We start from the raw sequence: 13,231 nt of genomic DNA on the forward strand, positions 1-13,231 counted from the left end.
CCTTCACCGCACTTACCTTCTGCCGCATCAAGCTGGTATCCGCTTACTAGCTGTTGAAATTCAAATGGGTTTGCTTGTGCATCTGCAGAGGCAAAACTTGCAGAGCCAACAACTACTGCACCTAAGGTTAACGCGATTGAGTTTTTCTTTACTGTATTCATTGTATGACTCTCTTATATAAGTGTGTATTAAGATAACGCAAACTAATTATTGTCAATTATGCGTTGCTTGTATAATTAAATAGACCCGCTATCAAATAAAAACTTTCATTTATTTTCATTTTTTTTACTTTTAAATTTATACAAACAAATATGGGCAGTAATTTAAGTTTTATCAAACCATACTTTGCAGGTACACTACGCACCCGTTTTTTCAATAAAAATACTCTATGAAACTTGTTTTAGCGCCTATGGAAGGTGTTGTTGATTTTAAAATGCGCCAACTTCTTACCAATATTGGTGGCTTTGACCTATGCGTAACAGAATTTGTTAGAGTAATTGATAAATGTTTACCGGCTAAAGTGTTTCATCGCTATTGCCCTGAGCTCAATAATAACGGTTTAACCAAAGCCGGTACTCCTGTGCGCGTACAGTTATTAGGGCAAGTGGCCGACGTATTAGCAGAAAATGCGGTTAGAGCTATCGAATTAGGCTCCCACGGTATAGATCTTAATTTTGGCTGCCCTGCAAAAACGGTAAATAAAAGCCGCGGGGGCGCTGTACTGCTAAAAGACCCTGATCATATGTATAACATAATCAAAGCGGTAAGGGATGCGGTCGATAGTAAACATCAAGTAAGCGCTAAAATACGCTTGGGCTTTGATGATGATAGCAATAGCCAAGAAATTGTAGATGCAGTTGTAAGCGCAGGTGCAGATAGTATTGCAATACATGCCCGTACTAAGCGTGATGGTTATAACCCACCTGCATACTGGGAAAAAATCCCCCCGCTAATAAAAGGTAAAAACATAGCCGTGGTTGCCAACGGTGAAATTTGGCAAGTGGAAGATGCCCTACTTTGCCAATCCCGAAGCCAGTGTAGCGATTTAATGCTAGGGCGCGGTGCGCTTTCTCACCCTGATTTAGCGAAAAAAATTAAAGCTCATGTTAATAATGAACAATATAATGGCCTAGAGTGGGAACATATAATTTATCATTTGATTCACTCTGCTATTCATCAAGACCCCACACAAGATGAAAAATATTTTGCCTCTCGTACTAAACAATGGCTGGGTTATCTAAAACGCCAATACCCACAAGCTAATGCACTTTTTGATGAAATAAGACGTCTTAAAGTAAAAGGTGATGTAGCACAGGTTTTAAAAAAATACGCTAAGTCTCCGCAACTTGATTCAAATCATAGCGTATAAGCAGCGCAGCTCAGATAATACCGGTATAACGAAACGCTAAATGAAGGTTATACCAATATGCTTTATCAGCAACAGCTGCACAGTGAAATAGCACACGTTAAATCAGTAATATTAGCGATGCTGAGCCAATCTGCACACCCTGCCCATCTTAAGCTACGTGACGTTATATTAACTAGCCAGCATAACGAATGGCTTGACACTGCCACCTACCACTTAGGTCCTGAATATCAAACTTTAGTTAATAGGCTGACAGAATTAGAAGCGGCAATAAGCCAAATTGATATTGGTCAATACGGCTATTGCTGCGATTGTGAAGAAGCAATTTCTGAGCAGTTACTTAAACAAGACCCTGCAACACAACGTTGTGAAATGTGCGCTAAGCGCACATAAGCGCTTAAAGTGTTAATAGTTGCTCGGCAAAACTAAAAGCGTGGCCAGGGTAAAGCACACTATCTTCAACTAAATACTGCGCATCGCGCTGTGAAATAGCTAATCGTTTTACTAAGTTCACTTTTGCCTGAGATAAAGTCCATGCATGGTAATGTATGCCCACATCGGTTTCCATTAGCGCAAGCATTAGCCTTTTATCTTCTGGGCTTAGCTGGCTATTTTTAGCCATAGCGGGCAACAGCATGTAATCAGTTTGCCAATCAATCCCTTTTACTTTTGGCGCCTTGCTTAAGTATTGGCTAATAAACGAAGTACTATGATGCTCGTTATAGCTCAAATTAGGCGCAGTATGCGAGTCAATTTGAAGATGCTGATTAATAGTATCAACCCATTGCAAAGGCGACTTAACTGCCCCACTGAAGTAATTTAGTTTACTTTGATACCATTCACTGCCATTAGCAAGTCCACGTAAGCCAATGCTTCCCCTTGGTTTGTATTGGGCCAAGTAATCATTAAACTCTGCAATCTGGGCTTTTAAATCGTTTACGCTAGATTGTTTTAATAATGACGTTTGTAAGTAACCCTGCAGGAGGTTTAATTCAACCTTGTTTAATCTCAAATTGCTTTGCAGCGCACTATCTAATTGATCTTGAGTGTACTTAAGCCACTCAATTACCTCGTTAGCCATAGTACTTTGCATTTGCGCTGATAAAAAGTTATCTAACACATTGACCTGTGCAGGCCAGCTGAAAAAGCGCTCAGGAAAACGCTCAGCAATAATTAAGTAATTTAGCTGCTGTGTTTGCGCGTTTGAAAGAGTCATTGTTTGTAGGCGCTGATACATCTGATGACGAAGCGATAAATACGCTGAGGAAAAAGGCAGTACTTGTTCAGTGGATACACTTGCAGTGCCCACAGGCTTTAGCGCCGTATTTAAACTTTTAATACTCTGCTGCGCAGCATCATAAGATTCAAAAGGCGGTGGTTGTTTTGAACAAGCAACCAAAAACAGACTAAATAGGACAGACAAAAGATGCGTTTTATTCATTATAAATTCCAATAAAAAAAGCCCCAAAGGGGCTTTTTATATAATTGCTAAAACAAATTAAAGTTAAATTTTAACACCGTTGCGAGCGGCTTTATCTTTAATAAATGTAGACCAACCTTTAGCAAACTTACGTGTGCGTGGGTCGTCCATTGCTTTAGTAATAGCAGCATAAGCTTGCTTGTATTTAGCTTGGTAGTAGTACGCTTCAGCTAAGTCTGAATAAATGGTGCCTTTTTTGTCAGAGCCAAGCTCTAACGCTTTGTTCAAACGAACAACAGCAGCACTAAAGTTCTCAGATTGTAAAAGTAACGATCCTGCTTTGCGGTAAAGCTCTGCATCGTCGTCAAATTTAGCAGCTTCTTCGTAGTACTTAGCAGCTTTTTCGATGTCTTTAGAACGGTGGTAGTTACTAGCAATTGCGTTAACATTTTGCTTAGTACGCTTAACTTTGTCTTCTTTAATCGCATTTTCAAGGGTTTTAGCCGCTTTAAATGGAATTTCGTTTAAAGAATAAAAGTTAGAAAGTACTTTGTAATCTACTTCCGCTTCAAAATAGCCATTTTTGAATGCTACTTCCATGGTCGCTAGACCTTTAGAGTAGTCTTCGGTTTGTAGGTAGTATTTACCTAAACTAACCCAGGCTTTTTTGTCATCTGGCCAAACTCGTACAATCTCTTCACCAATTTTCACCATGTTGGCGTAATCTTTAAGTTCAAAGTAAGAACCTAATTTTAATTGGTAAGGGGCCTTGTTAGGCTCCTTTTGTAAAGAGATTGCCTTGTCGGCAGGTTTAAAAACATCACGAAACTGACCTAACTGATAGTTAGCTTGCGCAATACGAGTATAAACTTTAGGGTCTTCTTCGCCGGTGAAGTCCATCCAAGCTGTATAAGCTTTTTTGGCTTCTTGGAACTTTTCAGTACCTGCGTATAAATCACCTAATAGCTTTAAAGTTTGCTCGTGATCTGAGAAGTTTAAAATATCAGGGGCAACAGCTTGTCTAGAGTATTTAATCGCTTCATCGTACTTCTCTTTTTGCGCGTACATGCTACCTAAGTAACGATTTACAGTCGCTTTATCGAAGTCGTTAGATGCGTCAATCTCTTTTAACAAAGCAATTGCTTCATCAATTTTGTCTTCATTGTACAAGTCAAACGCTTTAATTACCTTTTTACCAGTACGCTCGCCCATGATTTTAGTCTTGGCTTTTTTACGCTCTTCAATTTTAGCGTAATCCGGCGCTGCTAATACAGGTGCAGTTATAGCTGCACCTGACACAGACATAAGAATTGCAAGAGCAGTTACTTTAGATAAATTTCTCATTACTCGCCTCCTTAGCCTTGGTTAAGTTTAAAGTCTAGTTGAACTTGTAAACCAACTTGTTTTTGTGGTTTACCGTCAATAATTTTAGGACGGTATTTCCACTTGCGTAAGGCACGTTTAGCTTCACGGTCAAAGATACGTTTTGGTTCTGCGTCAATAACTTGAACGTCAGTCACGCCACCTAACTCATCAATTGTGAACGAAAGTTGTACCCAACCTTCTTTACCATCACGCGCTGCTTGCGTTGGATATTTTGGTTCAATACGAACGATAGGTGTCGCATCACCATCTCGTCCAAATGCACCTGGACCACTTAGTCCACCAGCCGAACTTCCTACATCAATGCTACCCATGTTAAATGACATAGCACCAGGATTAGGATTGTTATTCTCCGGCTGTGGCGGCTGCGGTTTAGGCGGCTGCTTTGGCGGTGGCGGAGGCGGAGGCGGAACACGCTTCCTCTCCTGCACCTTAGATTCAGGCGGATTCGTCATTATTTCGACTATGATCTGCTCTTTTTGTTCAGTATTACGGTCAGCCCCACCAGAGATGAGGTAAGCCATGAAGTAGAACAAGCCGAAAGTAACTGCCCCACCTGCAATCAGTGAAAACAGAAAACGAATCATTACTGATCTCCAGCTATTGAAATTCTCAGGTTGTCACCTGTCGCTTTGATCTGGTCCATAACTTTAACCACTACGCCGTGCTTTGCTTCTTTATCAGCTTGCAAAATCACAACATCAGTAGGTTGTTCTGCTAATAAACTTTCGATTTTTGCTGAAACACGTTCAACATCAACTTGCTGTTTATCAATCCAGATAGCACCATCACTGCGAATAGCAACAAAAATGTTAGCATTTTTTTGCTTCGTAGCTTGGGCCGCTTTAGGTTTATTGACCTCGATACCAGCCTCTTTAACGAACGATGTAGTTACGATAAAGAAAATAAGCATGATAAATACGATGTCAAGCATTGGCGTCATATCTACCGCTGCTTCTTCTTCTTCACGAAAACGTTGTTTACGTGCCATATTTAATTCTCTCTCTAGTGATGAGGCATGCTATCTACAAGTTTGGCTTTCACCATTCTCGCTCTTGCCTCAAGGCGTGAGCTAAAGAAAACTCCAGATAGTGCCGCAACCATTCCAGCCATTGTTGGGATTGTTGCCATTGAAATACCTGATGCCATTAAACGTGCATTACCAGTACCTTGGGTTGCCATGGTTTCGAAAACCGCGATCATACCCGTTACAGTTCCAAGTAAGCCTATTAAAGGACAAACAGCTACTAATGTTTTAATCAACAACATACGCTGATCTAATTTTTCAGACGCTTCAGAAATCCATGCTTCACGGATTCTGTGTGCGTACCAAGACGTAGTGTCTTGGCGGGCATCCCACTTCGCTACAATATCCTTCGTTAAACGAGGAAATTCAGCAAGTAGGAACCAATAGCGCTCAATCATTAAAACCCACATAAGAAAGAGTGCTATCGCGACCACGTATAATACCTGGCCGCCTGTGCCAACAAAATCCCTGATAGATTCCCATATCTCCATCAGGACTAGCATTAGGCTTTCTCCTTCTCCGCGTGAGTAGCAACGATACCTGCGCTTTGCTCATCAAGGATATGTAATACTGACTTACTACGACCTGCAACAATTGAATGAAGTAGGATAAGTGGTAGTGCAGCAATTAGACCTAGCGCTGTAGTTACAAGAGCTAGAGAGATGTTACCAGCCATGATCTTCGGATCGCCCGTACCGAACAATGTGATTGTTTGGAACGTTAAGATCATACCGATTACTGTACCTAGTAGACCAAGTAACGGTGCGATTGCAGCAAGAATCTTGATGATGTTAATACCAGCTTCAACACGTGGCGTTTCACGTAAGATAGCTTCATCAAGTTTAAGCTCAAGGTTTTCAACGTCTTGGCTCTTGTTGTCATGGTACACTTTAAGAATACGACCCAGTGGGTTGTTTGTATTCGGTGTAGACAAGTTTTTAAGCTGAGACTTGATCTTAGAAGTAGTAAGCGCTAAGTCAACGAAACGTACTAAGAAGATTAGTAGACCAACAGCTAATAAAACTGTGATGATGTAACCAACTTCAGCACCTTGCTCGTAGTATTCCATAAGCGTTTTCTTCTGCGTGTTGATACGTAAGATTGCACCACGAGTCGGGTCAATGTATACGCCAGCGTAGTTGTCAGAAGAAGTACCTTCAAGAGCAGAGATACCATCTAAAATGTAGCTATCAGGTTGTTTACCTAAAGGCTGAATAGATTTTGTCTCTGGCGAGTAGATTAAGTAACCTTCGTCAGTAACTAAGTTAAAGTTACCAATACGTGTTACTTGCTTAACTGTAGAGTTGCCGTCAAGACCTGACACTTCAGTTTCAAAAGTAGAAACTTTTGCTGACTCAGTCATTTCTGTTTGAAGTGCAATCCAAAGTTCTTCAAGTTCACGAACTGTTGGAAGCTCTTTAGCAGCTGCTAATGAACGAAGTACTTCTGCACGGCCTGGCTTTTCAGCACTTACTAGTGAAGCTTCGATAGAACCGATAGCGTCTTGCGCTGCACGACGTACAACACCAAACATTTCACCAAGAGTACCTTGTGCGTTTTGAAGCGCTTGCTCTTTTTCAGCTAATGTATTTTCGTTTTGTGCATATTGCTTAGCTAAGCTGTCACCGCGTGCTTTTTCAGACGCTAATTGGCTTTTTGCTTTGTTAAGTAATGCTTGCTTGTCAGCACGTTCTGATAAGAACTCTTGCTCACGTTGCTTATTGATTTTACCTTCAGAGATACGTTCTTGCTTTACTTGCTCAAGAATTTTATCTAAAGCATCAGTATTTGCATGTGCATTAAGCGCGGTACCTGCAGAAACAGATAGTACTGCTGCAACAGCAAAACCTTTAAATAGTTTCTTCATTATTCGATTACTCCGCGCCAAAGATTGGTAGTTTAACAAGTTCTAGTGTCGCTTGCTTACGCGCCATACGAATCACTTCTTTAACTGGTTTTAGGTATTCTTCACCTAATTCTTTCCACTCTTTAGTGTTGTTGTCCCACACCCAAGCGTGTTTTAAGTCAAAAGATTGTGCTACGTAAGTGATACGACCTAAACGACCGATATCAACGTTAATGTTTTTACCATCAACTTCTAAAGTACCTTGAGAAGCAGTTACAGCCGAGCTGTAAGCAGTTTCAACTGTGTATGCTTCAAGAACTTGGCGGAATTTCTCAGACGTCGTTACAGACGCAGAAGCCATGATTTCACGAAGTCTTTCTACACGAGCAAGACGAGAATCAAGATTGAACGGAACGTCCGCTTTGATGAATTGCTCAAGCGTATCGATCATGCGATACATCAAAGGCACAACGTTTTGTTTAGTGTTGTCGATAGTAGCGATTTGACGGTCAAACGATTCGATTGACGCATTTTGGTCAGCGACCAAACGTGCTACGTGATCGTTGTACACTTTCATAAGTTCAGTCTCATCAACAATACTACGGTACTCAGCGATTAGCTCTTGAGTTTGACCGTATACGTTGTCAATTTTAGTTTGAGACTTAACAGCAGCCTTTTGAATTTGCTGACCTGCTTTTTGCACGTCATTCAAAGGATCTGCAATCACATTGCTGCTTGCAAATGCAAAAGCGCCAACCAACGCAGATGCTACAAGACTCTTTCTGATTTTAACAGACATAGTTCCCAACCAATTAAGTAATGTTACTTTTATAATTTAATTATCAACCTTATTAAGGATGACAACCCTGATATCTTTTAATAGATATCAACCCTCCAATAATGCTAAATGCAATACGCCCTGTCAACTTGATGTTAGCTATTCTAAGTAAATAAATACCTTGAAAAAGCTAAAACTAAAGTATTACAAAAAATACTGTTAACATAAATGCAACCAGCATTAAGCCATTTTAGCATTATATAGCCCCTTTAAAATTAAACACTAGTTAAAAATTAGACACTTACATGAAACAAAAATGCAACATCTAAACAAAACTGAATTACACCTTAAAAAAAAACAAAAATAATAAAAATGTGACAATTTGATGAACTAGATTTGGTTAAATTAGGCTAAAAACACATCTTAACTTACAAATCCTGCGCTTCATCGTATAAAAATACAACAATTCGAAAGTGGTTTTGAGATGATGTATAAATATTACTGCATTTAAGTTAATGGCTTTAACTTTGCTAAGGCCAAGTTAAGCCTTATTAATGCCAGTAAAACACTCAGTTAATTACACGGTTTTTTAATACACACTATGCGTGTGGTAAATGTATTGTTTAACCTTGGTGAAAGTATGCAGATTATGAGCTGTTAGTGTATTGAAGCGGCGTTGCTATTAAATAGGGTTTTTAACTATTTAAATGGCAAATATGTTAAACGTGTTTGAAGCTATAGCGAGAAGTAAATTTTAACGTTTGACTGTATTAGAGAGTGAACAAGCAATATTAGAGAGTATAAAAACAATGAGGAAGATTTTGAGGAATTATGGTGAAACAGAAAACTGCTTCACCAAGATGAACTAAGGTTCACATAATTAAAATTATGCTACTTCTACGTTCTCAGCTTCAGGGCCTTTTTGACCTTGTTTGATGCTGAAAGTCACTGCTTGACCTTCGCTAAGAGTGCGAAAACCAGAACCAGTGATTGCGCTGAAATGTACAAACACGTCAGGACCATTTTCTTGTTCAATGAAACCAAAGCCTTTAGCTTCGTTGAAAAATTTTACTTTACCAGTAACCGACATACTAAATTTTCCTGTAAGTCAATAATTAAAATTCAGCCATATTATTATGGCTATATCCTCCCTGAGTCAGTGCCCAAAATTCTGGAGGTATAGTACAGGAACAAGTTTTAACCTAACCGGTAACCTTAAACGCAGCACAATATCCGTAAATTCAATACGCAAAAACTCAAAGCAAGTTAAGGTTAACACATTAATTTTTTTTTGGCTCTATTAATTAAGATTTATTTACTCAGAACAAAAATAAATAAAGCATTATATGTAAGCGGTTATTTTTAAAGCTAAAATTGAACAAAAAACGGCAACTTTGTTGCTCCTAATTGTAACAAATCATGTATAACGGCTTAGCTTTACAAATAAAGCCCCTCGTAAAGAGCGTTAAATCTCAGGTAAAGATTGAATTTCAAGCGAATAAAAAGCCGTACAGCAAGCTATACGGCTTTAATACAATGCTAATTTAATGCACTTTACTTAACCTGCCAGTCAATAGTAGCTTCTGCTTTAATAGGCACAACTTGTGAGTCACCAAGTGTGTAACTTGCGGGAACTTGCCAAGGGCTTTTCTCTAGGGTAATTGTATCGGTGTTACGGGCAAGTCCGTAAAAGTCAGGCCCAAAATGGCTTGCAAAGCCCTCTAGTTTGTCCAGTGCGCCTGCTTCTTCAAAGGCTTCGGCGTAAAGTTCAATCGCAGCATGTGCTGTATAGGCGCCAGCACAACCGCATGCCGCTTCCTTTTTATCTTTATAATGTGGTGCTGAGTCAGTCCCTAAAAAGAACTTTTTATTTCCACTTATAGCTGCCGCCATTAATGCTTGTTGGTGAATATTGCGCTTTAAAATAGGTAAACAGTAATAATGCGGGCGTATGCCACCAGCTAACATGTGGTTACGGTTGTACAATAAGTGATGCGCGGTAATGGTTGCCGCCACATTTTGCGGTGCGGCTGTCACAAAATCAACAGCGTCTTTTGTCGTAATGTGTTCAAGCACTATTTTCAGATTTGGAAAATCAGCGACAACATCGCCTAAAATCGTCTCTAAAAATACTTTTTCACGGTCAAAAATATCTATTGACGAATCAGTCACCTCACCATGCACTAATAACAGCATGCCCACGTCTTGCATCGCTTCAAATACAGGGTAAATATTCTTTACTGATGTAACCCCTGAATCTGAGTTAGTGGTTGCCCCTGCTGGGTACAACTTGGCAGCAACAATTTTACCCGTTGCTTTGGCTTTTTTAATTTCTTCAGGTGTGGTTTTATCGGTTAGGTAAAGCACCATTAAGGGTTCAAAGTTGCCCTGCGGCCCCGCTGCCATAATTCGCTCTCGATAAGCTAGCGCTAAATCAGTGCTCGTTGCTGGCGGTACAAGGTTTGGCATTATGATGGCGCGGCCCATGTAGCGGCTAATATCGCGTACTGTATCTTTAAGTTGCTCACCATCACGTAAATGGACATGCCAATCATCAGGACGAGTTATGGTTAATGTGTTTTTTGAATCGGTATTAATGCTCATTACTTTTTTCCACGGCTGAATTTATCCGATCATAGGCATATGGAAAGACCTAGTAAAGTGTTATCTAAACTATTCCCCTCTATGAGTGCTGCAAAATACTATTGGGTTTAAGTTTAACGACGATTACACTCGTTTAAGCGTTTTATTTTGAACATGCTTTAAATTTGGGTTAACTTATCAGTGCTAATACAAATAAAAAGAATAAAATTACCCTATGTCGAATCATATCGATACCTATAAAGCGCTCGAAGTTAAAACTGAACAACTGAGCATAATAAATCAGTTTTCCTCAAGCTTATTACAGCTCGATACCCTAGAAGAGTTATTTGAGTATGTAACCACTCAAGTAGTAAACCGCCTTGGGTTTGTTGATTGTGTTATTTACCTAGCTGATGAAACACGTTTACAGCTAAATCAAGTCGCTTCTATGGGCATAACCCACGCCAGAGACGAATACCAAGCAGAGCGTAAAATTATTGGCTTTAACGAAGGTATAACCGGTTATGTCGCCCGTACAGGCACAGCTATTATTATTGGCGATGTTACGCAAGACCCTCGCTACATTGCTGATGAACGCCCTGCTCAATCAGAGTTATGTGTGCCACTTATATACAAGGATCATGTTTTAGGGGTTATTGATTGTGAACATCCAATAAAAAACTACTTCACAAACGCCCATCTAGAAATATTAACCACGGTTGCGCATTTATTAAGTGCTAAGCTAAACCAAGTAAACACGGTCAATAGCTTAACGCACACAGTAAAACAGTTAAATGATGCGCAAAAGCTTGAAAACAGCTTACTGCAAATCGCTAATTTAACGTATAAAGCCAGTAACCTAGATACCTTTTTTGAAGCTCTTCACAGCATAATAAATAGCTTACTTCCTGCAGATAACTTTTTTATTGCCCTTTACGATAAGCAAGTAGACATACTCGATTTGGTTTACATCGTTGAAGAAGGCATTCAAACGCACGCACACAAAAAAATATCAAAAGAGCAATTAAAAGATACAGCTTCGTATTACTTACTAAAATCAGACCGTGTACTGCTATTAAATCAAAACGATTATCAGCAACATATAAATAACGGCGACTTTAAACTTGTAGGCCGTCTTTCTGAATCCTGGCTAGGTGTGCCTTTTAAAGCAAATGATAGAATAAGCGGTGTAATTGTTGTTCAAAGTTACGATAAAAAGCTGCATTACAACGAACACGACAGCGCCCTTTTAACCTACGTAAGTAGGCAAATTAGTATGGCGATAGATAGGCAGCTTGCAAGGCAAGAGCTTGAACACAAAGCATTGCATGATGAGCTTACAGGCCTCGCTAATCGCTCGTTACTTATTGAGCGTATTAAACATGCAATTTTGCGTTTGTCGCGTGTTAAAAAAGGCACGAGCCATGCCTTGCTTTATTTAGATTTTGATCGATTTAAAAGTATCAATGATTCGCTTGGGCATGAGGTTGGCGATCATTTTTTAATTAAAATTTGTGAGCTCATAAAAGGCACCGTCAGAAACACTGATACGTTTGCACGACTTGGTGGCGACGAATTTGCTATTTTTATGGAAAACATCACACACCGAAACCAGGTTAGCGAAGCGCTAAAACGAATAAACACAGCCCTTGCTAAGCCACTTAATGTGGATAGTCATTTATTGCAAGCATCAACCAGCATTGGCATCGCCTTTAGTGAAAGCAGCGACGATAAAGCCTATTTGCTATTACAGCAAGCCGATGCCGCTATGTACGAAGCTAAGTCAAGCGGGCGTGGCCAAGTTAAGTTTTTTAATAACACCATGCGTAAAAAGCTCAAAACACATGCCGATATAGAAAACGACTTACAACACGGCATTGAACACAACGAATTTGAGCTTTATTTTCAGCCTATTTTTACTATAGCGACAAGCGAAGTTGTCGGCTTTGAGGCACTAGTAAGATGGCACCATCCTAAAAAAGGGTTTGTGCCACCAAATGAGTTTATTCCGATAGCCGAAACCACTGGGCAAATTATTAACCTCGATTTGCACTTGCTTGACCTCGCAGCCCAACATATTGCGCACTGGCACACATTAGGGCATCGCTTTTTAAAAGTAACGGTCAATGTGTCATCGCGTCATTTTGCCAGTCTCGACTTTGTTGCCCAAGTTCACGCATTGTATAATAAATACCAACTGCCTTTAGGGTCGTTGTGTTTAGAAATCACTGAATCAGGGCTTATTGCTAACCTTGATTTAGCAACCCAAATAATAGAAGGGCTTGCCCCACTTAAAGTGAAGTTATGCTTGGATGACTTTGGTACTGGATACTCAGCACTTGGTTACTTACACCAATTACCTATTCATATTTTAAAAATAGATAAAAGCTTTATCGATCACCTCAACAAAACCAATAACCCATTAGTAGAGGCCATTCTCTCATTAGCGCAATCACTAAACTTTGAAGTTGTGGCTGAGGGAATCGAAACCCAAGAGCAACTAAATATTTTACAAGCCACTCAATGTAATTACGGGCAAGGCTTTTTAAAGTCAAAACCAGTTACAGCACAACACGCCATTAAACTTATCCATAAACCGCTGTAGTAGCTGTTATCCAAAGGCTTACTTTTTCACAACCAAAAGATATAAAAAGTAAGCCCCGTAATACCCATTCATTTATTTAAGCGCTCAGTTTTGAAGTAATAAAAACATGTTGTTGCTGTTTAAGCTTTAGCCCATTAAAAACAGACCTGTTATTGCGCGTTGTGATAATTACTTATCCCTCTTAAAAACCAGTGCCATTTATTAAGCTGCCCTGCCCATAATG

The 13,231-nt window shown here is 39.7% G+C and carries 12 protein-coding genes; 3 read left to right on the top strand and 9 right to left on the bottom strand.

Annotation, left to right across the window (positions count from 1 at the left end; all coding sequences use genetic code 11):
* Positions 1-388: 388 nt before the first annotated feature.
* Together PAT01_RS15175 and PAT01_RS15180 are read left to right on the top strand one after the other, a co-directional pair.
* Entirely contained in the window at positions 389-1,369 is a 981-nt protein-coding gene (locus tag PAT01_RS15175) for a tRNA-dihydrouridine synthase (protein ID WP_138579581.1), read from the top strand.
* A gap of 57 nt (positions 1,370-1,426) precedes the next feature.
* Positions 1,427-1,759 carry a TraR/DksA C4-type zinc finger protein gene (locus PAT01_RS15180; protein ID WP_096739417.1) on the top strand — a complete coding sequence of 111 codons (333 nt, stop codon included), beginning with the start codon at positions 1,427-1,429 and terminating at the stop codon, positions 1,757-1,759.
* A gap of 4 nt (positions 1,760-1,763) precedes the next feature.
* Here the strand turns inward: PAT01_RS15180 and PAT01_RS15185 are convergent, their stop codons facing one another.
* The 9 genes from PAT01_RS15185 to pyrC form a co-directional block, all read right to left on the bottom strand.
* Positions 1,764-2,807, bottom strand: a complete 1,044-nt coding sequence (locus tag PAT01_RS15185) for a hypothetical protein (protein ID WP_138579579.1) — start codon at positions 2,805-2,807, stop codon at positions 1,764-1,766.
* Positions 2,808-2,870: 63 nt separating this feature from the next.
* Complete coding sequence (locus PAT01_RS15190; RefSeq protein WP_154945753.1) at positions 2,871-4,130, bottom strand: tetratricopeptide repeat protein; 1,260 nt, start codon at positions 4,128-4,130, stop codon at positions 2,871-2,873.
* Positions 4,131-4,141: 11 nt separating this feature from the next.
* The gene (locus tag PAT01_RS15195; RefSeq protein WP_004588133.1) at positions 4,142-4,756 is read right to left on the bottom strand and encodes an energy transducer TonB; all 615 of its coding nucleotides are present in this window, start codon (positions 4,754-4,756) and stop codon (positions 4,142-4,144) included.
* Entirely contained in the window at positions 4,756-5,160 is a 405-nt protein-coding gene (locus tag PAT01_RS15200) for an ExbD/TolR family protein (RefSeq protein WP_004588134.1), read from the bottom strand. The genes PAT01_RS15195 and PAT01_RS15200 overlap by 1 nt, the downstream gene beginning before the upstream one ends.
* Before the next feature lie 14 nt (positions 5,161-5,174).
* Complete coding sequence (locus PAT01_RS15205) at positions 5,175-5,699, bottom strand: MotA/TolQ/ExbB proton channel family protein (protein ID WP_004588135.1); 525 nt, start codon at positions 5,697-5,699, stop codon at positions 5,175-5,177.
* On the bottom strand, positions 5,699-7,063 hold the full coding sequence (locus PAT01_RS15210) for a MotA/TolQ/ExbB proton channel family protein (protein ID WP_004588136.1): 1,365 nt from the start codon (positions 7,061-7,063) through the stop codon (positions 5,699-5,701). Before PAT01_RS15210 ends, PAT01_RS15205 begins: the two co-directional genes overlap by 1 nt.
* A 7-nt stretch (positions 7,064-7,070) precedes the next feature.
* A complete protein-coding gene (locus PAT01_RS15215) occupies positions 7,071-7,841 on the bottom strand; it encodes a DUF3450 domain-containing protein (protein WP_004588137.1) in 771 nt (256 codons plus the stop codon).
* Positions 7,842-8,706: 865 nt separating this feature from the next.
* Positions 8,707-8,910: a cold-shock protein gene (locus PAT01_RS15220; protein ID WP_004588138.1), complete on the bottom strand. Its 204-nt coding sequence runs from the start codon at positions 8,908-8,910 to the stop codon at positions 8,707-8,709.
* Between the two features lie 464 nt (positions 8,911-9,374).
* On the bottom strand, positions 9,375-10,424 hold the full coding sequence (gene pyrC / locus PAT01_RS15225) for a dihydroorotase (protein WP_096041495.1): 1,050 nt from the start codon (positions 10,422-10,424) through the stop codon (positions 9,375-9,377).
* Between the two features lie 214 nt (positions 10,425-10,638).
* Between pyrC and PAT01_RS15230 the strand changes: the two genes are divergently transcribed.
* Positions 10,639-13,008, top strand: a complete 2,370-nt coding sequence (locus PAT01_RS15230) for a bifunctional diguanylate cyclase/phosphodiesterase (protein WP_054983093.1) — start codon at positions 10,639-10,641, stop codon at positions 13,006-13,008.
* The last annotated feature ends 223 nt before the right edge of the window (positions 13,009-13,231 follow it).

Source organism: Pseudoalteromonas atlantica, assembly GCA_007988745.1.
GTDB classification, from domain to species: domain Bacteria; phylum Pseudomonadota; class Gammaproteobacteria; order Enterobacterales; family Alteromonadaceae; genus Pseudoalteromonas; species Pseudoalteromonas atlantica.

Bases quoted from the DNA above. Each gene is read 5' to 3' on its own strand.
- PAT01_RS15175 (WP_138579581.1), top strand. From the start codon at position 389: ATGAAACTTGTTTTAGCGCCTATGGAAGGTGTTGTTGATTTTAAAATG.
- PAT01_RS15180 (WP_096739417.1), top strand. From the start codon at position 1,427: ATGCTTTATCAGCAACAGCTGCACAGTGAAATAGCACACGTTAAATCA.
- PAT01_RS15185 (WP_138579579.1), bottom strand. From the start codon at position 2,807: ATGAATAAAACGCATCTTTTGTCTGTCCTATTTAGTCTGTTTTTGGTT.
- PAT01_RS15190 (WP_154945753.1), bottom strand. From the start codon at position 4,130: ATGAGAAATTTATCTAAAGTAACTGCTCTTGCAATTCTTATGTCTGTG.
- PAT01_RS15195 (WP_004588133.1), bottom strand. From the start codon at position 4,756: ATGATTCGTTTTCTGTTTTCACTGATTGCAGGTGGGGCAGTTACTTTC.
- PAT01_RS15200 (WP_004588134.1), bottom strand. From the start codon at position 5,160: ATGGCACGTAAACAACGTTTTCGTGAAGAAGAAGAAGCAGCGGTAGAT.
- PAT01_RS15205 (WP_004588135.1), bottom strand. From the start codon at position 5,699: ATGCTAGTCCTGATGGAGATATGGGAATCTATCAGGGATTTTGTTGGC.
- PAT01_RS15210 (WP_004588136.1), bottom strand. From the start codon at position 7,063: ATGAAGAAACTATTTAAAGGTTTTGCTGTTGCAGCAGTACTATCTGTT.
- PAT01_RS15215 (WP_004588137.1), bottom strand. From the start codon at position 7,841: ATGTCTGTTAAAATCAGAAAGAGTCTTGTAGCATCTGCGTTGGTTGGC.
- PAT01_RS15220 (WP_004588138.1), bottom strand. From the start codon at position 8,910: ATGTCGGTTACTGGTAAAGTAAAATTTTTCAACGAAGCTAAAGGCTTT.
- pyrC (WP_096041495.1), bottom strand. From the start codon at position 10,424: ATGAGCATTAATACCGATTCAAAAAACACATTAACCATAACTCGTCCT.
- PAT01_RS15230 (WP_054983093.1), top strand. From the start codon at position 10,639: ATGTCGAATCATATCGATACCTATAAAGCGCTCGAAGTTAAAACTGAA.